Source organism: Cellulophaga sp. 3_MG-2023, assembly GCF_030546975.1.
GTDB lineage: Bacteria > Bacteroidota > Bacteroidia > Flavobacteriales > Flavobacteriaceae > Cellulophaga.
This window is the reverse complement of record NZ_JAUOPS010000001.1, coordinates 288,473-311,862: the sequence shown is the minus strand read 5'-3', so window position 1 is coordinate 311,862 and position 23,390 is coordinate 288,473. Positions and strand designations below refer to the sequence as shown.

The following is a 23,390-nucleotide window of genomic DNA, read 5'->3' as shown; positions in this document are numbered from 1 at the left end:
AGATATAAAATTAAAATTAGGTTTAATTAAAGTAATCAACATAGCAAGCCTAGTAGAAAGATTATATGTATTTTTGGCAATAATTAATAAAAAAATACCTAATGAGCATTGAAAGAGAATTAAGTAAAAGAAGCCAAAACAAATGCGAACTTTGCTCCAATGAAGAAAACTTAAAAGCTTACCAAGTTTCACCTACAAAAAATGGAGATTTACAAGATACAATATTTGCGTGCAACACGTGTATCACACAAATTGAAGATCCAGAGCAAACAGACCCTAACCACTGGAGATGTTTAAATGATAGTATGTGGAGTGAACAAATACCTGTACAGATTATTGCTTGGCGTATGCTAAACAGATTACGTAAAGAAGGTTGGCCACAAGATCTTTTAGATATGATGTATTTAGATGATGATAATTTAGAATGGGCAAAAGCTACAGGTGAAGGTGAAGATCCTGAAGACAAAATAATACACAGAGATAGTAATGGTGTTATTATTAATGCAGGTGATAGCGTAGTGCTTATTAAAGATTTACCTGTAAAAGGCTCTAGTATGGTTGCTAAAAGAGGTACTGCCGTACGTAGAGTATCTTTAGATCATGAAAATGCAGAGTACATAGAAGGTAAAGTAGACGGGCAACAAATTGTGATTATTACTAAGTACGTAAAAAAAATATAAGTACTAACAAATACTAAAGTACAAGCAAATAATGTTTCATTTTTTTAGTAAAAAATATTTTTTAGTCGATTATTTAGAAGGCTACACAGACATACACAACCATATTTTACCAGGTATAGATGATGGTGCAAAAACACCAGATGAATCTTTAGAAATATTAGATGGCTTTAGTGACTTTGGAGTAACCAACTTTATATGCTCACCTCATATAATGAGTGGGTACTACCCTAATAATCCGCATACTATAACTTCTTCTTTAGCTGTATTAAAGAATGAATTAAAAAATAAAAATAAAACAGGTTTTACTATAGATGCAGCCGCAGAACATATGGTAGATCCTTATTTTGAAGAGCTTATAGCAACTAAAGAATATATGCCTCTAAAGAAAGATTTTATACTAATTGAAATGTCTTTTTTACAAGAATCAATAAACTTTAAAGAAGCTGTACAAAAATTAAATAAAATACCGTTGTCTCCTATCTTAGCCCATCCAGAACGCTATGCATTTGCACATAACAGATTTAAAGATTACAATTATTATAAGGAGCTTGGTACGTTTTTTCAATTAAATCTATTGTCTTTGTGTAATTATTATGGTCCAGATGTACACAAAACAGCTTTAAAGTTATTAGATAGCAAAATGTATAACTTTATTGGGTCAGACATACATAATATTAGACAATTAAAAGTCCTAAAGGAGATTAAACTTCCGCTTAAAACAATAGAGTTGTTAAAACCTATTATAGAAAATACCAACTACAATTTTGGTTAAAAAAAAGTCCCAGTTAAAACTGGGACTTTTTTTATGTTAATTAATGTGCACTTATTTTTTAAATATATGCCACCATCTTTTTTTATTAATTCCATAACCATAGCCATATTTACCTCCGTAGCCTAAATCAGATTCAGGAACATCATTAACAATAAAACTCAGGTTATTAATTTTACCCTCTTCTTTTAAATGAATTGGGTGCTGAATTACTTTATTTTCTGTAGAACCAGCTCTAGTAACATATAGTAACTGATCTGCATACTTGCTAATTAATAAGGTGTCTGTAACTACAACCATAGGAGCTGTATCTACAATAACATAATCATATTGCTCTGATACTTCATCTAATAAAGTTTTCATTTTATCACTCATTAATAATTCTGCTGGGTTTGGCGGAATTTTACCTGAATAGATAATATCTAACTCTGTTTCACCATGCACAGTAGACTTAATAATATCTTTTACGTTTATATCTGATGTCAAATACTCTGTTAAACCAACGTTCTTAGATCGTTTATTTCCTTTTTCCTCTGAAGCATCAAAAAAAGTATACAGTTTAGGGTTTCTTATATCAGCACCTATCAATAGAACCTTCTTTTCTGTATTAGCAAAAATAAGTGCTAGATTAGAAGCTAAGAAAGTTTTACCCTCTCCAGAAACACTAGAGGTAACGTATACAATATTATTCTTTTTACTATTGTTTTTAGACTGTATTAGATAATCTATATTAGTACGTAAAATTCTAAAAGACTCAGCTTGTACAGATCTATCATTCTTTTTAACTAACCCTGGATTTTTACCCAAACTTGGTATCTCTGCTAAAACAGGAATTGAACCAACTAACTTTTCCAAGTCCAGTTTATTATGAATTTTATTATCTAACAATTCCTTAATGTATATTATAGAAAAAGGAAACAATAACCCCAAAATTAGAGATGCCAAATAAACAATACCTTTTTTGGGTGACACAGGATCTTTACTAGAATTGTAAGCGGCATCTATAACATCACATTTAGGACTAGTGGAAGCTGCAGTAATTTGAGCTTCCTCTCTTTTTCTAATTAAATATTGATATAAAGCAGCCATATTATCTTGATCTCTAGATATCTCATTTAAACCTCTAGAATTACCAGCTGCAGAGTACAATTTAGAATTAGATTTTGCTAACTGCTTACTTAAATTATTAGCTCTTACACTATAATTACTTGCTACACTTTTTAAGTTAGATACAATATTACTTTTCATACTATTCATCTGCTGTGTAAGCTGAATAACATCTGGGTGTGATTCACCAGTACTCTCCAACAATCTTTTACGTTGCATTGCTAATTGATTGTAACTGCTAACTGTACCTTGCACGGCACCATTATCCAAGTTTGACACTATTAGTCCATAACCAGATTCATTAGATATAGAGTTTACCATTGACTTAGCAATATCTAATTGCACGGTTGTAGCCTGTAATTCTTGCTCACTTTGCGCACTAATATTCATATTTAAGTTAGACTGGGAAGCAATATCTGTAATTCCTCTACCCTCCATAAAATTTTCTGCAGTAGAATCTATCTCTGTAAGGCTAGAATATATTTTTGATATTCTATTGTTGATAAATTCAGAAGTTCTATCTGCTAGTATTTTTTGGTTAGATATAGCATTCTGATTATAAATCATTATAAGCGTATTTAAGATATCCCTACCCTTTTCCTTATTAGGGCTATCTATACTTAAATTAACAATATTCGATTTTTCTTTAATTTGACCTATTAACACTTTACCTTTAAAATATTCTGCAGCTTCATCTATAGGAGTCAAAGAAATTTTATATTTAAAACCAATATACTTTTCAATAATATCACTTTTAGGTTTTATGATTACATTGCCTATTTCTGTCTTTAACTCACCTCCAAAATCTTGATTTTTTGCAGGTTCATCCTCTGTATCACTGAAACCTATTTTATCCTTAGAAACTATATTTATATAGAAACTCCCTTTCTGTCTAAATAAAACAGAGTCCTTATCCTTAAAATCTAATATAAAAGGATATGCCTCATTATATACCTCAGAATTAATGACTTTACCAATTGTCTCTATTTTAAAATTAAGATTTAATGTCTTTACAACTTGTATAAAATTAGACCTAGAAACTATTGTTTCTATTTCATCTTCCACTTTATTTTTACTACCAGATAAAACTTCTAAATCTTGAAAAGCACTTAACTCAGAAGTTGATGTTTTATCTTCTATAATTTGAATTCTAGCTGTAGAATTATATAATGGCACAGAATATCTAAGCTTTAAAAAAGCTATAGTAAAAGCAATAAGTAAGCATACAGCAAACCACTTCCAATGTCTAGTATAAGTTGAAATTATAGACTTTAAATCAAAAGACTCTTTTGGAAAATTTTTATTATTTGAACTCATTAAGTAAATCTATAAAATAATTTAATTACGTGTTATTAATAAAACAGTAGAAGTTATCAATACAGATGCTACCGATACAATAATACCTGCTCTACTATCTTGGTTAGATGCATTAATTGCAGACTTATTAGGCTCAACGTAAACAACATCATTCTGAGTTAAATAAAATGCAGGAGAGTTAACAGCATCCTTAGAGGTTAAATCTATTCTAATGTAATTACGAACTCCATTAAAATCTCGCATTACCAAAATATTATCTCTACGTCCTTTTATTCTTAAGTCACCAGCCAAACCCAATGCCTCCATAATACTAATACGCTCACCATTAACAGCGTATGTACCAGGCCTATTAACCTCTCCGCTTATTGTAACTTCAAAATTCTTTAAGCGTATATTTATAATTGGATCCTTAATATATGATGCTAATTTTTCGCTTAATTGATTTCGTAATTCATTTGGAGATAAACCTGCAACTTTTATTCTTCCTAGAATAGGAAAATCAATCATACCTTCCAAATCTACCAAATAATCAACTTGTTGTGGAGTAATACCACCTTCTTGTGCTCCTCTGTATAAATTAAAAGGTCTTCCTGCTTCTGGAGTTATTCCTGATACAAAAATACTTAGTAAATCATCTACTTTAAATTTAGTAACAAAAACATCCTCATTCACTATAGTTTCGTAATTGGAAGCATCTTGAAAATAAACCACGTCCTTTTTTGATGCACATGAAATGGTCATTACAACTATAAATAACGGTATTATTTTTTTAGAAATAAATTTAAAAATTTTCATAATTCAGTTTAGTTAATGTTTGTTAGTATTTCTTTATTAGTGTTTTTTTCTTTTTCAATATCTACCTTACAAAGGTCTGAATTGCTAGAAATAAATTCAGGCACAATATCTTTCATTAGACTTACGGTGTTAGATTTAAAAAACATATTGTTTACACAAAGCTCATCTATTAAAGAGCGTATTTTCACATAATCTAATTCTCTAACCTTACTAATCATTATTTTTTTATGATAAGTTGGCATTGTATTTTCTCCGTTTGCTAATAGTTCTTCATATAACTTTTCACCTGGCCTAAGTCCGGTTATCTTTATATCCATTTCTTCTGGATACTTTAAACCACAAAGTTTAATCATATTTTTAGCTAGATCAAATATTTTAACAGATTTACCCATATCAAATATAAAAATCTCTCCTCCTTCTCCCATTGCTCCAGCTTCTAAAACCAATTGAGATGCTTCAGGAATAGTCATAAAAAAACGAGTCACATCTTTATGAGTCACTGTCAAAGGACCTCCTTTATCTATTTGTTTTTTAAACAATGGAATTACAGAACCATTAGAGCCAAGCACATTTCCAAAACGAGTAGTAATAAACTTTGTTTTATTTTCTTGTTGCATACAGCTAATATACATTTCTGCAATACGCTTAGTGCCTCCCATCACATTTGTTGGGTTTACTGCTTTATCTGTAGATACAAAAACAAACTTATCTACATTATGTTGCATAGATAAATCTGCCAATACTTTAGTGCCAGCTACATTAATTTTTATAGCTTCATAAGAATTATACTCCATCAAAGGCACATGTTTGTATGCTGCAGCATGAAAAACAATATTAGGTTTATGCTCATTAAAAATATAGTTTAATCTATTTTTATCTCTAATATCTCCAACTATAGGAAAAAAGTTATGATATCCATTTTGCTTTAACTCTTGCTGTAGATCATAAAGGGCAGATTCTGCCTGATCTATTACAATTAAAGATTTGTAATTATACTTGCAAATTTGCCTTACAAGCTCACTACCAATAGATCCTGCTCCACCAGTAACAACAACAACTTTATCTTTTAACTCATCAGAGATTTTAGAGTTTTCAATAGTTATTGGTGCCCTATCCAATAAATCTTCAATCTGCACTTGCTTAATCTGAGAAAATTTAAGCTCACCATTAATCCAATCTTCTACTGGTGGAACAATTTTCACTTCAACAGGATAATCTACCATACTCTCAACCAACTCTCTAAGGGCAGTTGGATTTATATTTTGAATTGAGAATATTACTTCAGAAATACTATTATTAACTAAAAACTGTTCATTTAAATCATTTTTAGCATAAACATTAACTCCATTAATACTTTTCCCAACTTTTTTACTATTATTATCTATATAACCAACAACCTTAACGTTTGACTTAGAATGGTTTGTTATGGCACTATGCGTAATAATACCTGACTCTCCAGCCCCATATATCAAAACTCTTTTAGTATTATGTAAATTTTTATTTATGATGTTATTATATAGAGATTTAAATAAATATCTGGAAGCTGATAATGCTAAGAAAGCAATTAAACTATGTACAATAATTATTTGCAATGGAATTGTTATCCAATTGAATAAATCCATTTTCTTATTAGCTAATACTAATAAAATCATTAAAATACTAGACAAACAAATAGCATTAAAAATATTATACACATCTTTTACTCCTGTATGCCTTACTACTCCTTTGTAAGACCCTGTAATTAAAAAAGCAATGGCAGCAACTACTGCTACAATTGGAATTTGATATGGTAATTGCGCTACATCAAATTCTAAGGTTAAATTATATCTAATTAAATAAGAAAGTATAAAAGCTACTATCATAACTACAACATCTATAGCTAAGACCAACCATTTAGAGGCGTATCTTGTTACATTGTTGTTTAAGTAATTTTTAATCATTTTAATACTGATTTTATTTTATCTATTATTCTTTGCTGATCTTCTTTTGATAAATTTGATCCGCTTGGTAAGCATAAACCTCTATCAAATAAATCTTCAGAAGTACCATCAACATAACTTGGATAACTTTCAAAAACAGGTTGTTTATGAAGCGGTTTCCATAATGGTCTTGATTCAATATTATCAAGCTCTAAAGCTAATCTTATTGATTCTCTAGTTTCATAAGAGTCAGTTAAAATACAAGTTAACCATCTATTAGAGTAAAAGCCTTTTGGCTCTTCTAAAAAAGAAATGTTACTATATTTCTCTAATTCTTTCTTATAGGTATTATAAATGCCTCTTTTTGCCTTAATACGATCCTCCAAAACATTCATTTGAGCTCTTCCAATACCTGCCAAAATATTACTCATTCTATAATTATAACCAATTTCAGAGTGTTGATAATGTGGTGCAAAATCTCTGGCTTGAGTCGCATAAAAAATAGCCTTCTCCTTCAATTTTGAATTTTTAAATATAATGGCTCCACCCATAGAACACGTTATAATTTTATTTCCGTTAAAAGAAAGAATACCTAAATCTCCAAAACTACCACACTTCTCATTTTTATACTCACTTCCCAATGCTTCTGCACTATCCTCAACAACAGGTATGCCATATTTTTGCGCAATACAATTAATTTCATCAATCATATAAGGCATACCATAAAGATTAACCGCAATAATAGCCTTAGGCTTTTTCCCTTTCTTTAACCTATCTTTTATTGCTTTTTCTAACAACAAAGGAGACATATTCCAAGTACCACTTTCACTATCAACAAAAATTGGTGTCGCTCCCAAATAAATTATTGGATTAGATGAAGCACAAAATGAAAAACTTTGACATAAAACTTCATCTTCTTTTCCAACACCTAATAACATTAATGACAAATGTATAGATGCGGTTCCAGAACTAAAAACAGCAACATCCATCTCATTATTTATATAACCTCTAAGAGACTCTTCAAAAGAAACAACATTAGGTCCCAGTGGAGCAATCCAGTTAGAATCAAAAGCTTCATTAATATAGCGCTGTTCCTCTCCACTCATATGTGGTGGTGAAAGCCATATTCTTTTGTTAACACTCATATAAATAATAAATTAATAAATCAGATAATACTTTGGGGGATTTACCAATTACAAATCTAAATAATAGTAAGGCCTTGTTATACATTTTTTTTTTTATTTCGGCAAACTAAATATTATTCTCGCTTAACGGCAAACAACTACACGAATGTATTTATTTTTTAAAAAATTATAATCCACAATAAGATACAAAACGTATGTAATACTGTAATTAACAACTGATAATCAATTAACCAACACTAAAAACAACTTTCCCAATACAAAAAGGTCAGTTTAACAGCATAAAAGTGGTGTTCAACTAAAATAGTATTCAATTAACTAAAATGATACTTAAATATTAATTTTAAAATTTAAATTTGAAAAAAAGTTACGATTTATAATGAGTAAAAAAATTAATATCTGCTTAGTTGGAGGAGAAGACTCTTACAAAAGAATTGATCTTTCGCAACACCTCATTGCAGACAACTTTAATGTAACTATACTTGGAACAAAACAGCATAATTTCCCAAGAAATATTAACTTTATTAAATACAATCTTAATAGAAAGTTTAATCTGATATCTGATTTTAAGACAATCATAGAATACAGGCAAATTATTAAAAAAAATTCTTTTGATATAATACAAACGTTTGATACAAAACCTGCTTTTTTACTACCTATAGCTGCTATTGGATTAAATACAAAAATAGTACGCACTATAACTGGTTTAGGTACTATTTTTATGGGTAATTCTTTTAAATTCAAAATATATAGATTCCTATACAAAACCTCTCACTTATTCATAAAAAACAAAGTAAAACATACTACTTTTCAAAATGAAGACGATAGAAACTACTTTTTAACAAATAAATTAGTTTCTAAAGAGAATAGTTCTCTAATATATGGTAGTGGTATTGATTTAAATAAAATTAACAAAAAAGCAGAGCGAAAAAATATAGATTTCACCTTCTTACTTGTTGCTAGATTAGTATATGAAAAAGGCGTAATAAATTACCTGGAAGCTGCAAAAATTTGCAAGAAAACAGGGCATAATTTTAATTTCTTATTAGTTGGCCCTTTAGAAGAAGATTCGACAAAATTAAACAAAGAAATTTTAAATTCATATAAAGATGTAGTCACTTGGGTTGGACCGAAACCTGATGCCTTAGATTATATGTTAAAGGCCGACTGCTTTGTTCTCCCAACATTTAGAGAAGGTTTTTCTAGAGTATTACTAGAATCATCTGCTATAGGATTACCAATGATTACAACGAATGTCCCAGGAACAAGAGAAATTGTTACTCACGAAAAAGAAGGTTTACTTGTTAATGTAAACAACTCACAAGAACTTGCAAATGCAATGATACGTTTAACTAGCGATAAGAATTTAGCTGACAAAATGGCTATAAATTCTATTAAAAAGGTTAAACAATTTAGTCTAAACGTAATAAGTAAAGAATACACTAACCTTTATAAAAATATAGCATGAAAATTCCTTTTTCTCCCCCATTAATTAACTCATACGTCAAGGAAGAAGTTAATGATTCATTAGATTCTGGATGGATTACTACTGGGCCAAAAGTAAAAAAATTAGAATCACAAATTAAAAATTTAACTAATGCCCCAGAAGTATTATGTGTTAACTCTTGGACATCTGGTGCAATTTTAATTTTAAAATGGCTTGGAGTAGAAGCTGGAGACGAAGTTATTATACCCGCGTATACTTATTCTGCAACAGCACTTGCGGTAATACACGCTGGTGCAACGCCCGTTTTTGTAGATATTAGTGATGATTTTAACATCTCTACAACAGAAATAAAAAAAGCTATTACAGCAAAAACAAAAGCAATCATACCTGTTGACATTGCCGGATGGCCTTGTGATTATACCGAATTAAATTCTATCGTCGAGACTAGCAAAAAGCTATTTACTCCCAATGGCGACGTTCAAGAAAAGTTAGGGAGAATTATGATTATTTCTGATGCCGCTCACTCCATTGGAGCAACATACAACAATTTAAACACGGGAGTTCTTGCAGACATAACTATTTTTTCTTTGCATGCTGTAAAAAATGTAACTACTGCAGAAGGTGGTGCTATATGTTTAAATATGCCATCTCCTTTTAATAACGAAGAGTTATATGGGGTTTTGAGGTGTTACTCCTTAAACGGACAAACAAAAGATGCCTTTTCAAAAACTAAGGCAGGTGCCTGGAGGTATGACATTATCTACCCTGGTTTAAAAATTAATATGCCAGATGTTTTAGCTGCAATTGGAGTAGGACAAATGAAAACATATTCAAAAGAAACTTTACCCAAAAGAGTAGAAATTTTTGAAAGTTATAATGCGCATTTTTCTTCTAAAAAATGGGCCATTATACCTCCTTACAAATCAGAGAATAAGCAATCATCCTGTCACATTTATGCCTTAAGAATAAAGAACATTAGTGAAGCACAAAGAGATGAAATTATTAATTTAATTTCCGAAAAAGATATTGCTGTAAATGTACATTTTCAGCCATTACCGTTGCTAAGCGCATTTAAGAATATGGGATACAAAATAAATGATTTTCCTGTTGCTTACAATCAATATAAAAATGAAATATCCCTTCCAATTTATCCTCAGTTAAAAACAGAAGAAATAGAATACATTTCTAAAGAAATAGTAAATGCAATTGAAAAAGTAGTGTAATGAAAAGATTATTTGATTTTATTTCATCTTCTATTGGTATTTTTATACTTCTTCCTGTTTTATTATTAATATCCATACTAATTGTTTTAACCTCTAAGGGAGGTATTTTTTACAAACAAAAAAGAGTTGGTATAAACGGAAATGATTTTTTTATCTTAAAGTTTAGGACAATGCTCATTAACTCTGATAAAAAAGGGTTGTTGACCGTTGGAGATAGAGACCCAAGAGTTACCAAAATAGGTTACTATCTTAGAAAATCTAAACTAGATGAGCTACCTCAGTTATTTAATGTTCTTTTAGGAGAAATGAGTCTAGTTGGACCAAGACCTGAAGTGCGTAAATATGTAGACTTATATTCTAAAGATGACATGCAAGTACTAAGTGTTAGACCTGGAATTACAGATTATGCATCAATTCACTTTAGAAATGAAAATGAAATATTAAAAGGAGCCACAAATCCAGAGAAAAAATATATTGATGAAATTATGCCTATTAAGTTAAACTTAAATAAGAAATATATTTCAGAAAAAGGTTTTATAAAAGACATTAAAATTATTTTTAGCACAATAGCATCAATCTTCAAATAGAAAGGTTGATGCTAAAATACTTTTCTTCAATCTTTAAAAGATAAACCTCACTTACTTTACTTTTAAATAAGTCTATATTATCTATTCCTACGGGGTTAGAGTACAAAACATCATTTACAGCCCCTTTTATATTTTTTAATTTAATTATTTTCTTTGTAGACCCTCTTTCTATTTTTTCATAATTCTCACTAGACAAAGAAAAATTATTCAACCTTTTAAAGCTTAAGTTAGTCAACTTCATTTCTTCTTTTTTAAACATAAACTTAGCTTTAGAATATAAAGTATTAACTTTTTTATCTCTTAAAAACTGCTTAAAAACAAAGTAATTATATAGGTATCCTCCTATTAGCCTGCTCTTAAATGATTTTGAATCATAAATTATATGATTTTCAAAACTATAAGATTTATTTGACCACCTTTTCTTATAATCATATTCTCCTTTAGAATAATCAAAAATTAAAATATCATTTTGATAACACCATTTCATCATATTAAAAATAAGAATATGTCCTAGATTATAACGTCTGTAATCTATATCAAAAGTAGTAATTGCAAAGAAAAGCTCCTTATCTGACAAAAACGACATTGATATTGCAATCGGATCTTCATCTACATAAAGCACATTAAAAGAAGCCTTATTTTCTAAAATAAGCTCGTAACAAAGGCTATAATAATAATCTCTTAAATTAACTATATTATTATCTTTCCCTAAAGAGTAAAACCTTTTTTTAATTAACTCTATTAATTTTTCAAAAATAAAATCGTATTCAGATTTATCTATAGCTCCTTTAAAAACCTTAAAAGAAACATTAAAATTAGATTCTAATATTCTATAATTTTTTCTTATGTTATACCTACTCTTAGAAGAAAATTGATTATTAAAGTACTCATCAAAATTATCATAATCACCCAAAAAAGACATAAAACCTTGGTATTGAGAAACCTTTTTTACTACAAAACCTTTATTTTTAGTCCTATATTGCTGATGCCTATCTGAAAGAACATCATAAATTAAAAAAACGGATTTTTTATAATCATCTTCATTTTCGTTAATATTATACAATTGACCGTTAGTAATATTTTTACCTATATTAAAGTAATAGCCAAAAGTTTTATTTTTAGAAAAGGGAATAGGAGTTACAGACTTAAAAAAAGACTTTTGAGTTTCATTAAAAAAATTAAGCCAATTATTTATAAAAACTTTATTGTAAAAAGGATGCTCTTTTTCTATTATATCTACACTTTCTCTATTATCCATAAATTATTCATTCAAAAAACAGCAACAATATACTACAATCAAACTCCTTAAAAACAAAAAAAAATATTTTTTAACCTCCAACATTTACTCGTCGTATTATCTCTTCATTTCAACGATTTTTAAAACGATTAAAATAAAATGATAGTAAATCCAGTTTTTTTTAAACATCTTTGCTATTCTAAATTTAATGATAATGAATATTGAAAAATTAAACTTAAATCCAAATTACCATATTTTAGTAACTGGTGGTGCTGGTTTTATTGGGTCAAACATCTGTGAATCACTTTTAAAAAACGGCAATAAAGTAACTTGCCTTGATAATTTTGCCACAGGTAAAGAAGAGAATATCAATCACCTTCTAGACCACACTAATTTTACATTATTACGAGGAGATATTAGAAATTTAGAAGATTGCCATACAGCCTGCAAAAATGTAGATTACATTATGCACCAAGCTGCATTAGGGTCTGTACCAAGGTCTATTAATGATCCTATTACAAGTAACGCCGTAAATGTATCTGGTTTTTTAAATATGCTTGTTGCCGCTAGAGACGCAAACGTAAAACGTTTTGTCTATGCCGCAAGTTCTTCTACTTACGGAGATTCTGAAAGCTTGCCAAAAGTTGAAGATAAAATAGGAAGACCACTTTCTCCTTATGCTATAACAAAGTTTGTGAATGAATTATATGCAGATATTTTTAGTAAAACTTATGGACTAGAGACTGTAGGCCTACGTTATTTTAATGTTTTTGGAAGAAAACAAGATCCAAAAGGAGCTTATGCTGCTGTAATACCAAAATTTGTAATGCAGTTCATGAAACATGAATCTCCAACTATAAATGGAGACGGTTCATACTCTAGGGATTTTACCTACATAGATAACGTAATTGAAATGAACGTTAGATCTATTGTTACAGAGAACAAAGAGGCAGTAAACACTGTTTACAATGTTGCTTTTGGTGAACGTACAGATTTAAATGAATTAATAGGTCTATTAAAAGAAAACTTAAGTAAATTTGATCCTAAAATAAAAGATGTTGAGATAAGGTATGGTACAACTAGACAAGGAGACGTACCACATTCTCTAGCATCTATAGATAAAGCTAAAGAACTTTTAGGTTATAATCCGCAGTACAATATTAAAAGTGGCTTAGAAGAGGCTGTTAATTGGTATTGGGATAATTTAAAAGAATAATTTTATCTAATTTAATTAATAAAAAAATAATAAACACAACCATATGAATACATCTAAAATTGCAGTAATAGGTTTAGGATATGTTGGCCTACCACTAGCTCGTTTATTTGCTACAAAATACCCTGTTATAGGTTTTGATATTAATGAAAACAGAATTAAAGAATTACAATCTGGAACAGATAGTACTTTAGAGGTTGAAGATACTGTTTTACAAGCTGTATTATCAGAAACTAGAGATATAAAAAATACTGGTTTATTTTGCAGCAATAATTTAGATGATATTAAAGATTGTAACTATTATGTAGTTACAGTACCTACACCAGTAGATAAAACAAATAGACCCATACTTACACCTTTATATAAATCTAGTGAAACAGTTGCTAAGGTTTTAAAAAAAGGAGACATTGTTATATATGAATCTACCGTATATCCTGGTGTTACTGAAGATGAATGTGTTCCTGTTTTAGAAAAAATTAGTGGATTAAAATTTAATGTAGATTTCTTTGTAGGTTATTCTCCAGAGCGTATTAACCCTGGTGATAAGGAGCATACAGTAGAAAAAATATTAAAAGTAACTTCTGGTTCTACACCAGAAATAGGCATAAAAGTAGATAACTTATATAAATCTGTTATTACTGCTGGTACACACCTAGCTCCTACTATTAAAGTAGCTGAGGCTGCTAAAGTTATAGAAAACTCTCAAAGAGACATTAATATTGCTTTTGTTAATGAACTTGCAAAGATTTTTAACTTAATGGACATTGATACACATGATGTATTAGAAGCTGCAGGTACTAAATGGAATTTTTTACCTTTTAAACCAGGCTTAGTGGGTGGACACTGTATAGGTGTAGATCCGTATTACTTAGCTCAAAAAGCTCAAGAATTTGGCTACCATCCAGAAATTATTTTAGCTGGTAGACGTATGAATGATGGTATGGGTAAGTATGTTGCCTCTGAAGTTGTAAAACTTATGGTACAGAATGACATTAAAGTAAAAGGAGCTAATATATTAGTTTTAGGAATTACGTTTAAAGAAAACTGTCCGGATGTACGTAACACTAAAGCTGTTGACGTAATTAGCAATTTAGCATCTTATGGTACAGAAATAGATATTTATGATCCTTGGGCTTCACCTGAAGAAGTTATGCATGAATACAAATTAGAAACCTCTAAAAATATACCTACTAAAAAGTACAATGCTGTTGTATTAACCGTTGCTCATAAAGAATTTTTAGATTTAGATTTAAAACAATTCTTAAAAGACGATGGAGTATTGTATGATGTTAAAGGTATTTTAAATGATAAGCTAGTAAAAAGGTTATAATATAATTTTTAAGCAAAAACAATTTTGGAGCAAAGAGCACAAATTGAAAAAGTAATTTCTGTATTCTTATTTGCTGGTTTATTTTTAAACCTGTTCTTTGTTTATTTTGCTCAAGAACGTTTATATAGAACTGAAACTTTTGGAGATAATAGTCTTGGTGCTGAAAAGTACATAAGAATATTATCTGTAGTTTTTATTTTCTTTACCGTATTCTTATCTCTTTTTGCTGCACGTGCTAAATACAAAATCTCTGTATTTTTCCCCTATTTGTTATTATTATTCACTCTAACATTAAATTTTTTAATTAGTGGAGCTGATATAAGTAATATGACCCATGTAATGAACACCAAAGGTATTGGTACATGGATCTGCTTAGGGGTTATATTTGTAAGCTATAGCGATAAAAGGTATGAAAATTTTAAAAAATTTATATTTCTTGCCGCTATTTACATCTCAATACTAACGCTATACAATTTTGTAGATTTTGGTATAGGTGGTTGGCGGTCACAAGCCTTAAGTAAATATAGAGTATACGGCGTAAATTATATTTGGATAGCTCCTTATGCCTTCTTAATATTAAAAAATTATAAAAAATTAAAATGGCTAAGGGTTTATATTCTTATCATAGGAATTGTGCTATCCTTAGTTATACAGACAAGATCTTTCTTAATAATATATTTTGTAACTGTAATGTTCGACTTTTTTAATACTAAAAAGAAAGGCGGATATCTTGTACTTCTTGGTATAGGAAGTCTTATACTAACCTACTTAGTAATAAACACAGAAATTTTAAGTGCTTCTTTTGATTTGTTAATGAACAGAGGAACACATGATTCAAGAACAGAACAATTAAAAGTTTTCATTTCTCAACTAGATTTTTCCCATTTAGTAACAGGAAGCGGTGTTTTTGCTTCTTATTCTTTAGGTGCAGAAGCTTGGACTTCGGTAGATAATCAATGGCTCTATTTAATATGGTGGGGAGGGCTTATACCTTTTTTATGCTATGCGTTTTTAAGTGGTGGTATTCCTATTTATATGTTATTTAGAGGAGGCTTAAGTTATGAAACTAAGGTAGAGTGTTTTGTGCTTGTAATTTGGTTTTTAGGATTATCGGGCTTAGCTATATTTTCTACAATGTCTGTAGATCTGTTTTTTATAATTATGAGTATTATATTAGGGCGTGTACTGTATAAATTTAGTAACAACATTCCATGATAAAACAACTCTTAGCATTTAAAAAAACTTTTGCTATGTATGGCGCTAGTTTTATTGCTGTTCTTTTAGGTTTTATAATAAGCATACTTAATACAAAAGTTTTAGGTCCAGAAAAATTTGGGGATTTTAAATATATAGAGACTGTAGTACGTTTAATTGCAAGTTTAGTTTCTGTAGGTTTCTTTATATCTATTACGCGCTTAATAGCAATAAACAACAATGCTGTAAAAGAAAAAAAATATTTAGGATTATTTGTAGTTATACTTAGCATAATATCTGCCGTAGGTGTCCTTTTAGTTTTTATTTATTCTTTTATAGAACCCCTATTTTTTAAAGAAACTTTTGGATCTACATTTAGAACTTATTTTTTTATTGTACCTGCAATTATAGCCAATTTAGCATTGTTAGAAATTTTAAAAGGACTTCATAAAATATACACCTTAGCTTTATTAACTATTATACCCTTGATAGCATACGCTATTGTAGCCTACACTATAAGCGCAACTACAACTTTAAATGTTAATAATGTTTTACTACTATATTATGGTTTATTATTTATCACCACCATAATTGTATTAATCACCATTAAACCAAACTTTAACTACAAAAAAAGCTTAGTTAAAGAATTATACAAAGAAAACAAACACAATGGCAGGCCAATATACTATGGCAGTTTGGCGGGCGTTGCTACAGCTAATATTGCAGGTATTTGTATTTCTTATTTTTTAAACGATAATAAACAAGTTGGTTTTTTTATGCTTGCATTAACTGTATGTAGTCCGTTACTAATAATCCCTTCTGTAATGGGCACTACCTATTTTAAACAATTTGTTCACCTCCCTAAAATACCAACTAAAGTTGTTCTTTTTAGTATTGCTGTAACAGCGTTTGCTCTTGTAATTTTTTACTCATTAATAGATTATGTGGTTATACAATTTTACTCTAAAGACTACCTACCTGTTGCAAATATTGCTAAATTTTTAATCCTTGGCTTTATTTTTCATGGCTTAGGAGATTTAATTAATCGATTTTTAGGAGCCAAAGGTGAAGGAAAAAAGTTACGCAATGCAGCATTTTTTGTTGGTGCTATAAATATTTTAGGATATACACTACTTATAAAATACTTTCAAATGAATGGCGCCATAATAACTAAGATATTGGCGAGTTGTCTATATTTAATTGTGATGCTATATTATTATATTAATTTTATAAAAAAAAATAAACATGTTTAAAGGTAAAACTCTCTTAATAACTGGTGGTACTGGTTCATTTGGTAATGTTGTTTTAAATCGTTTTTTAGAAACAGACATTAAAGAAATACGAATATTCAGCCGTGATGAAAAAAAACAGGATGATATGCGTAACAGACTAAAAAATGATAAAGTAAAATTTTACATAGGAGACGTTAGAGATTACAATAGCATTTCTAGAGCTATGTCTGGTGTAGACTATGTTTTTCATGCCGCTGCATTAAAACAAGTACCTTCGTGTGAGTTTTTCCCTATAGAAGCCGCAAAAACAAACGTATTTGGAACACAAAATACAATTGATGCTGCTATAGCGCATGATGTTAAAAAAATTATTTGCCTAAGTACAGACAAAGCTGCTTACCCAATTAATGCAATGGGTATTAGTAAAGCCTTAATGGAAAAAGTAGCCGTTGCTGCTGCAAGAAATATTCCAGAAAATAAAACAACTGTATGTTTAACTAGATATGGTAATGTAATGGCCTCTAGAGGTTCGGTAATACCTTTATTTGTAAATCAAATTAAAGAAAATCAACCACTTACTATTACAGACCCTAACATGACTCGTTTTTTAATGTCTTTAGAAGATGCTGTAGATTTAGTTTTATTTGCGTTTGAACATGGTAACCAAGGAGATTTATTTGTAAACAAAGCTCCCGCTAGTACAATTGGAGAGTTAGCACAAGCTGTAAAAGACATTTATAAAGCTGATAATGATATTAAAATTATTGGTACCAGACACGGTGAAAAATTGTATGAAACCTTGTGTACGCGTGAAGAAATGCAGAAAGCAGAAGATATGGGCGAGTTTTATAGAATTCCGGCAGATAACAGAGATTTAAATTACAATAGATATTTTTCTGAAGGTGAAACTGATATTAGTAAGATTGAAGATTACCACTCTCACAACACAACTCGCTTAAACAATACACAAATAAAAGAAACTTTATTAGGTTTAGATTATATCAAAGAAAATCTTTAAATGGTTTCACACAATATAATAACGGGAAATTCTCATACAGATGAGAGAGGCAAACTAAATTTCTTTAATGATTTTGATCTTAGAGATGTTGTTAGGATGTATGAGATTTCTCCTGCTTCAGTAACAAACATAAGAGGTTGGCAAGGGCACGCTAAAGAACACAAATGGTTTTATTGTTCTGCTGGTTCTTTTACTGTTTATTTAGCTCCGTTAACATATTTTAATAATTCCAAAGAAGAGCAACAAAAACAAAAAATAACTCTTTACTCTAATTCACCATCTGTTTTACATATTACTGGTGGTTATGCAACAGCTTTTAAAGCAAAAGAAGAAAATTCTACACTTTTAGTTTTTTCTAATTTTTCTGTAGAAGAATCTGTTGCTGATGATTTTAGATTTAATTTAGAGGAATGGCCTATTAACCAATAACTATAAGAAACACTACCATGAAAAAAATTGGAATTACGGGGCAAGCTGGTTTTGTTGGAAACCACTTGTACAACACTTTATCTTTAGATGAAAAGGTAACATTAATCCCATTTGAGAGAGCTTTTTTTTCTGATAAAGAAAAGTTAGAGAATTTTGTAGCATCTTGTGATGTAATTGTTCATTTAGCTGCAATGAACAGGCATGAAGATGCTAATGTTATTTACACTACAAATACTGCATTAGTAGATGACTTACTTACAGCTTGTAAAAACAAAAATGTAACACCCCATATTTTATTCTCTTCTTCATCACAAGAAACAAAAGAGAACCTGTACGGTAAATCTAAAAAAGAAGGTAAAGAAAAATTTATAAATTGGGCTAACAACACTAATGGTAAATTTACTTCTTTAACTATACCTAATGTTTTTGGGCCTTTTGGGAGGCCTAATTACAACTCTGTTGTAGCTACGTTTTGCCACAAGGTAGCCAATGGTGAAGAGCCTACAATTATTAATGATAGTGATGTTAACTTAATATATGTTAATGAGTTAATTGCCATTATCATACAAGCTATAACTGGTAAGGCAGAAAACACCATTAATATTGGTAAAAATGCTTCAGAAGTAGCTATTGCTGCTCCACACACTAAAAAGGTTTCTAAAATATTAGATTTACTTAAACAGTATAAAAAAGATTATATGGAAAATGGTATTTTCCCTAGTCTTGAAGAAACTTTTGAAAAAGCACTATTTAATACATTTCGTTGTTATGTACCTACAGATCATTACCCGGTAAAATATACAAAACACACAGACCCAAGAGGTAGTTTTGTAGAAATTGCAAGAACACAAACTAGTGGTCAGTTTTCATTTTCTACAACAGTCCCTGGTATTACCAGAGGAAATCATTTTCATACAAGAAAAGCAGAACGTTTTGCGGTAATTAGCGGTAAAGCACTTATACAATTGCGTAAAATTGGTACTGATGAAGTAATAGATTATTATTTAGATGGTAAAGAACCTGCATATGTAGATATGCCTATATGGTATACACACAATATTAAAAATATTGGAGAAGAAGAACTAATTACGCTATTTTGGATTAATGAACCTTACAATCAAGAAGACGCAGACACATATTTTGTAAATGTATAACAGTATCTAATTAAAATTTAAAAAATTGAAAAAGCTAAAAGTACTTACAGTAGTAGGAACAAGACCAGAGATAATAAGATTAGCATGTGTTTTAAATGCATTAGATGCTAACCCTGCCATAGAACATATACTTGTACACACAGGACAAAACTATGATTATGAATTAAATGAAATATTTTTTGATGATTTAGGGATTAGAAAACCAGATCATTTTTTAAATGCTGCTGGAAAAAATGCAACAGAAACAGTAGGTAATATTTTGATAAAAATAGATCCTGTTTTAGAAGATGTAAATCCTGATGCCTTTTTAGTTTTAGGTGATACAAATTCTTGCTTATGTGCTATTCCGGCTAAAAAGAGAAAAATCCCTGTTTTTCATATGGAAGCTGGTAACAGATGTTTTGACCAGCGTGTACCAGAAGAAACAAACCGTAAAATTGTAGATCATGTTGCAGATGTTAATTTAACATATAGTGATATTGCTAGAGAATACCTACTAAAAGAAGGTTTACCTGCAGACCGAATAATAAAAACAGGTAGCCCAATGTTTGAAGTTTTAGATCAGTTTAGAGCTAAAATTGAAGCCTCTAACGTTTTAGAAAAATTAAATCTAGAAAAACAAAAGTATTTTGTGGTTTCATCTCATAGAGAGGAAAACATAAGTAATCCTAAAAATTTTGAAGGACTAATTACCTCTTTAAATCAAATTGCCGAAAAGTACAATTTTCCAATTATTGTATCTACACATCCTAGAACTAGGAATATGTTAGATGCTAAAAAAATGGAAACTCATAAAAACATACAATTTTTAAAACCTCTAGGTTTTTCAGATTACAATGCTTTACAATACAATTCTTTTGCTGTTTTATCTGATAGTGGAACAATTTCTGAAGAATCTTCTATCCTTAACTTTAATGCATTAAACATTAGAGAAGCACATGAAAGACCAGAAGCTATGGAAGAAGCATCTGTAATGATGGTAGGTTTAAATCCTGAGCGTATTATGCAAGGTTTAGAAGCCTTAGAAGTTCAAAAAAGAAATCCTGAACGTAACTTTAGACAAGTAGCAGATTACTCTATGCCTAACGTTAGTGAAAAAGTAGTACGTATAATTATATCTTACGTAGATTATATAAACAGAGTTGTTTGGCGTAAAGGCGAATAATATAGTAAATAATACTAATGAACCAACATAATATTTTCATCTACAGTAATGATGATTTTTTTGAAAGAAGTGCAGGTGCTACACGTGTGTTATACTATGCAAAAGCACTGGCTAATAGCAATAACAAAGTATATTTAACAACTTGTTGTGCAGAGGCTTTTAACGATAAAGATTTTGAAGAAGTAGATGAAAATATTTTTGTTCACAAGCAAAAAAGTAAAGTCTTTCACAATCCAATAAAGACCTACAACTATTTAAAAAATCTTTACTCCTTTGCTAAACAAAAAGGTAAAGCTACTTTTATACATTACCCTTCTCCTTTAGTTGTTTTAGAAACTCTTAGTTTATTTTACTTAAAAGGATTAAAAAAACAAGCTGTATTTTTTGAGAGCAATGAAGTACGTATGTATTCTGCTGCATTCCATGATCCTATTTCTATTAAAAATATTAAATATTCATTAAAAAAAATAGTATTTAAATCTTCTTTTTTTTTAATGCAAGCACTACTCTATTTTTATAACGGACATATATGTATCTCTACCGCCATAGAAAAATATGGTCATAAGTTTAATAAAAATACAATACGTATTCCTATACTTACAAACCCATATAAAGAGTTAAAAAATTCTACTACTAAATACATAAAGCAAAACGCATTTAATATTGGCTTTTCTGGCAGTATAGCTCTTAGTAAAGAAAACTTAACCTCTTTTATTGCTGTTATTGCAAAAATTAAAGAAGCTGGGCATAACATATCATTTAACTTATGCGGTAGTGCAAACCCAAAAAACAAAGCTTTGTTAGACAAGGCCATTCTTAATTATAATTTACAAGACACTATTACCTATTACGGTAATTTAGGAGAAGTAGAGTTTAACACTTTTTTAAGCCAACAAAACTTATTGGTTATACCTAGAGGATATACAAAGCAAAATAAGTACGGATTTTCTACTAAGTTATCTGATTATTTAAATCATAAAAAAATGATTTTAATTACAGATATTAGTGACAATAGTTTATACATAAAAGATGGTATTAACGGGTTTATTGTTCCTCCAAATAATGAAAAAGCAATGTTTAATAAATTACTTTACATTGTAGAAAACTATACACATTTAGAAACAAAAATAGCAGCAGAAGCTTATAATACTGCCAAAACTGACTTTTACTATATGAATTACAAAGACAAATTAAAGTCTTTTCTAATTTCATAAACCAATTATAACCTAACTCAATTAGCTCATACTACATTATGTCTAAAGAACCAATACGTATACTACATGTACTTTCCAATATGGGAAGAGGCGGTGCAGAATCTATGGTGATGAATTACTACAGAAATGTAGATAGATCAAAAGTGCAATTCGACTTTTTATTACATAGAGCTTACAAGAGTGCTTACGAAGACGAAATAGAAGAATTAGGCGGCCGTATTTATAAAGTTTGTGCTATATCGCCTAAAAACTATTTTAAATATAATAAACAATTAAAAGATTTTTTTGCTAGCCACCCAGAATATACTATTGTACACTCGCATTTAAATGCATTAAGTTTTATGGTCCTTAAACATGCACAAAAAACATGCAGTATACGTATAGCACACAGCCATACCACAATAAACCCTTATGCAGTATTTAATATACTAAATAAAAATGTACAAGCGGGTAGAACAATTAAAAACACTTTGTACCATTTAATTAGAAAAAAAACCAGTACTTATGCAACACATTATTTTGCTTGTGCAGAAAAAGCTGGAGAATGGCTATACGGTACAAAAAATAAAGAAATAAAAGTAATTAAGAATGCTATAGACTCTGCTACTTTTATACCAAATAAAGAAAAATACACAAGTTTACGCACAGAGTTAGGCATAGACTCTAATTTTGTTATTGGCCATGTTGGCAGGTTTGACACGCCTAAAAACCACTATTTTTTACTGCATATTTTTAAAGAAATAGTAAAAAAAGAGCCTACTGCTAAACTAGTGCTAGCTGGTGATGGTCATTTAAGAGACATTATAGAAAAAGAAATAAAAGAATTAGATATTAGTAATAACGTTTTGTTATTAGGTATGCGAAGTGATGTTCCGGAACTACTACAAGCTTTTGATGTCTTTTTATTTCCGTCATTATATGAAGGTTTACCGGTAACAGTTGTAGAGGCTCAAGCTAGTTCTTTACCTGTAATAGCTTCTGATACTGTTACCACAGAAGTTAAAGTTACCAATTTGGTACATTTTATGTCTCTAACAGAAAGTGCTAAAAAATGGGCTGATAAGGTTATAGAACATAAAGATAATGCAAAAGTAGATCGTACCAATGAGATTGTTACCTCTGGTTACGACATTAAAACCGCTTCTGAAGAATTGCAACGTTTTTATTTAACTAGCAAAATTTAATTTTCCATCTACAGAAGAAAAAAAACAAGTTTCA

Annotated in this window: 20 protein-coding genes; 15 read left to right on the top strand and 5 right to left on the bottom strand. The window is 29.7% G+C overall.

Going from position 1 to position 23,390, the window contains the following annotated elements:
* The first annotated feature begins 101 nt into the window (after positions 1-101).
* On the top strand, positions 102-680 hold the full coding sequence (locus tag Q4487_RS01185) for an alkylphosphonate utilization protein (RefSeq protein ID WP_100896230.1): 579 nt from the start codon (positions 102-104) through the stop codon (positions 678-680).
* A gap of 31 nt (positions 681-711) precedes the next feature.
* The gene (locus tag Q4487_RS01180; protein ID WP_303542522.1) at positions 712-1,452 is read left to right on the top strand and encodes a tyrosine-protein phosphatase; all 741 of its coding nucleotides are present in this window, start codon (positions 712-714) and stop codon (positions 1,450-1,452) included.
* Between the two features lie 51 nt (positions 1,453-1,503).
* On the opposite strand, the gene Q4487_RS01175 is transcribed toward Q4487_RS01180, so the two are convergent.
* From Q4487_RS01175 to Q4487_RS01160, 4 genes are read right to left on the bottom strand one after another with little or no spacing between them, the layout of a single operon-like run.
* Positions 1,504-3,873, bottom strand: a complete 2,370-nt coding sequence (locus Q4487_RS01175; protein ID WP_303542520.1) for a tyrosine-protein kinase family protein — start codon at positions 3,871-3,873, stop codon at positions 1,504-1,506.
* A gap of 21 nt (positions 3,874-3,894) precedes the next feature.
* Positions 3,895-4,668, bottom strand: coding sequence for a polysaccharide biosynthesis/export family protein (locus tag Q4487_RS01170; protein WP_303542519.1), 774 nt, complete (start codon positions 4,666-4,668; stop codon positions 3,895-3,897).
* Between the two features lie 8 nt (positions 4,669-4,676).
* A complete protein-coding gene (locus Q4487_RS01165) occupies positions 4,677-6,608 on the bottom strand; it encodes a nucleoside-diphosphate sugar epimerase/dehydratase (RefSeq protein WP_303542517.1) in 1,932 nt (643 codons plus the stop codon).
* The gene (locus Q4487_RS01160) at positions 6,605-7,693 is read right to left on the bottom strand and encodes a DegT/DnrJ/EryC1/StrS aminotransferase family protein (protein WP_303542515.1); all 1,089 of its coding nucleotides are present in this window, start codon (positions 7,691-7,693) and stop codon (positions 6,605-6,607) included. Before Q4487_RS01160 ends, Q4487_RS01165 begins: the two co-directional genes overlap by 4 nt.
* 415 nt (positions 7,694-8,108) lie before the next feature.
* On the opposite strand from Q4487_RS01160, the gene Q4487_RS01155 reads away from it, so the two are divergent.
* From Q4487_RS01155 to Q4487_RS01145, 3 genes are read left to right on the top strand one after another with little or no spacing between them, the layout of a single operon-like run.
* A complete protein-coding gene (locus Q4487_RS01155; protein WP_303542513.1) occupies positions 8,109-9,197 on the top strand; it encodes a glycosyltransferase family 4 protein in 1,089 nt (362 codons plus the stop codon).
* On the top strand, positions 9,194-10,399 hold the full coding sequence (locus Q4487_RS01150; RefSeq protein ID WP_303542511.1) for a DegT/DnrJ/EryC1/StrS aminotransferase family protein: 1,206 nt from the start codon (positions 9,194-9,196) through the stop codon (positions 10,397-10,399). The genes Q4487_RS01155 and Q4487_RS01150 overlap by 4 nt, the downstream gene beginning before the upstream one ends.
* Entirely contained in the window at positions 10,399-10,986 is a 588-nt protein-coding gene (locus Q4487_RS01145; RefSeq protein WP_303542508.1) for a sugar transferase, read from the top strand. The genes Q4487_RS01150 and Q4487_RS01145 overlap by 1 nt, the downstream gene beginning before the upstream one ends.
* Here the strand turns inward: Q4487_RS01145 and Q4487_RS01140 are convergent.
* On the bottom strand, positions 10,979-12,244 hold the full coding sequence (locus Q4487_RS01140) for a GNAT family N-acetyltransferase (RefSeq protein ID WP_303542506.1): 1,266 nt from the start codon (positions 12,242-12,244) through the stop codon (positions 10,979-10,981). The genes Q4487_RS01145 and Q4487_RS01140 overlap by 8 nt on opposite strands.
* Before the next feature lie 193 nt (positions 12,245-12,437).
* On the opposite strand from Q4487_RS01140, the gene Q4487_RS01135 reads away from it, so the two are divergent.
* From Q4487_RS01135 to Q4487_RS01090, 10 genes are read left to right on the top strand one after another with little or no spacing between them, the layout of a single operon-like run.
* Positions 12,438-13,439, top strand: coding sequence for an SDR family oxidoreductase (locus Q4487_RS01135; RefSeq protein WP_303542504.1), 1,002 nt, complete (start codon positions 12,438-12,440; stop codon positions 13,437-13,439).
* A gap of 43 nt (positions 13,440-13,482) precedes the next feature.
* Positions 13,483-14,766, top strand: a complete 1,284-nt coding sequence (locus Q4487_RS01130) for a nucleotide sugar dehydrogenase (RefSeq protein ID WP_303542501.1) — start codon at positions 13,483-13,485, stop codon at positions 14,764-14,766.
* Positions 14,767-14,790: 24 nt separating this feature from the next.
* Positions 14,791-15,981, top strand: coding sequence for a hypothetical protein (locus tag Q4487_RS01125; RefSeq protein WP_303542499.1), 1,191 nt, complete (start codon positions 14,791-14,793; stop codon positions 15,979-15,981).
* Positions 15,978-17,213: a lipopolysaccharide biosynthesis protein gene (locus Q4487_RS01120; protein ID WP_303542497.1), complete on the top strand. Its 1,236-nt coding sequence runs from the start codon at positions 15,978-15,980 to the stop codon at positions 17,211-17,213. Before Q4487_RS01125 ends, Q4487_RS01120 begins: the two co-directional genes overlap by 4 nt.
* Positions 17,206-18,210: a polysaccharide biosynthesis protein gene (locus tag Q4487_RS01115; protein ID WP_303542495.1), complete on the top strand. Its 1,005-nt coding sequence runs from the start codon at positions 17,206-17,208 to the stop codon at positions 18,208-18,210. Before Q4487_RS01120 ends, Q4487_RS01115 begins: the two co-directional genes overlap by 8 nt.
* Entirely contained in the window at positions 18,211-18,639 is a 429-nt protein-coding gene (locus Q4487_RS01110) for a WxcM-like domain-containing protein (RefSeq protein WP_303542493.1), read from the top strand.
* 17 nt (positions 18,640-18,656) lie between these two features.
* Positions 18,657-19,793: an NAD-dependent epimerase/dehydratase family protein gene (locus Q4487_RS01105; protein ID WP_303542492.1), complete on the top strand. Its 1,137-nt coding sequence runs from the start codon at positions 18,657-18,659 to the stop codon at positions 19,791-19,793.
* Positions 19,794-19,818: 25 nt separating this feature from the next.
* Positions 19,819-20,958, top strand: a complete 1,140-nt coding sequence (wecB, locus tag Q4487_RS01100; RefSeq protein ID WP_303542490.1) for a non-hydrolyzing UDP-N-acetylglucosamine 2-epimerase — start codon at positions 19,819-19,821, stop codon at positions 20,956-20,958.
* A gap of 17 nt (positions 20,959-20,975) precedes the next feature.
* Entirely contained in the window at positions 20,976-22,172 is a 1,197-nt protein-coding gene (locus tag Q4487_RS01095) for a glycosyltransferase (protein WP_303542488.1), read from the top strand.
* A gap of 38 nt (positions 22,173-22,210) precedes the next feature.
* Positions 22,211-23,356, top strand: a complete 1,146-nt coding sequence (locus tag Q4487_RS01090; protein WP_303542486.1) for a glycosyltransferase family 1 protein — start codon at positions 22,211-22,213, stop codon at positions 23,354-23,356.
* Positions 23,357-23,390: the final 34 nt, after the last annotated feature.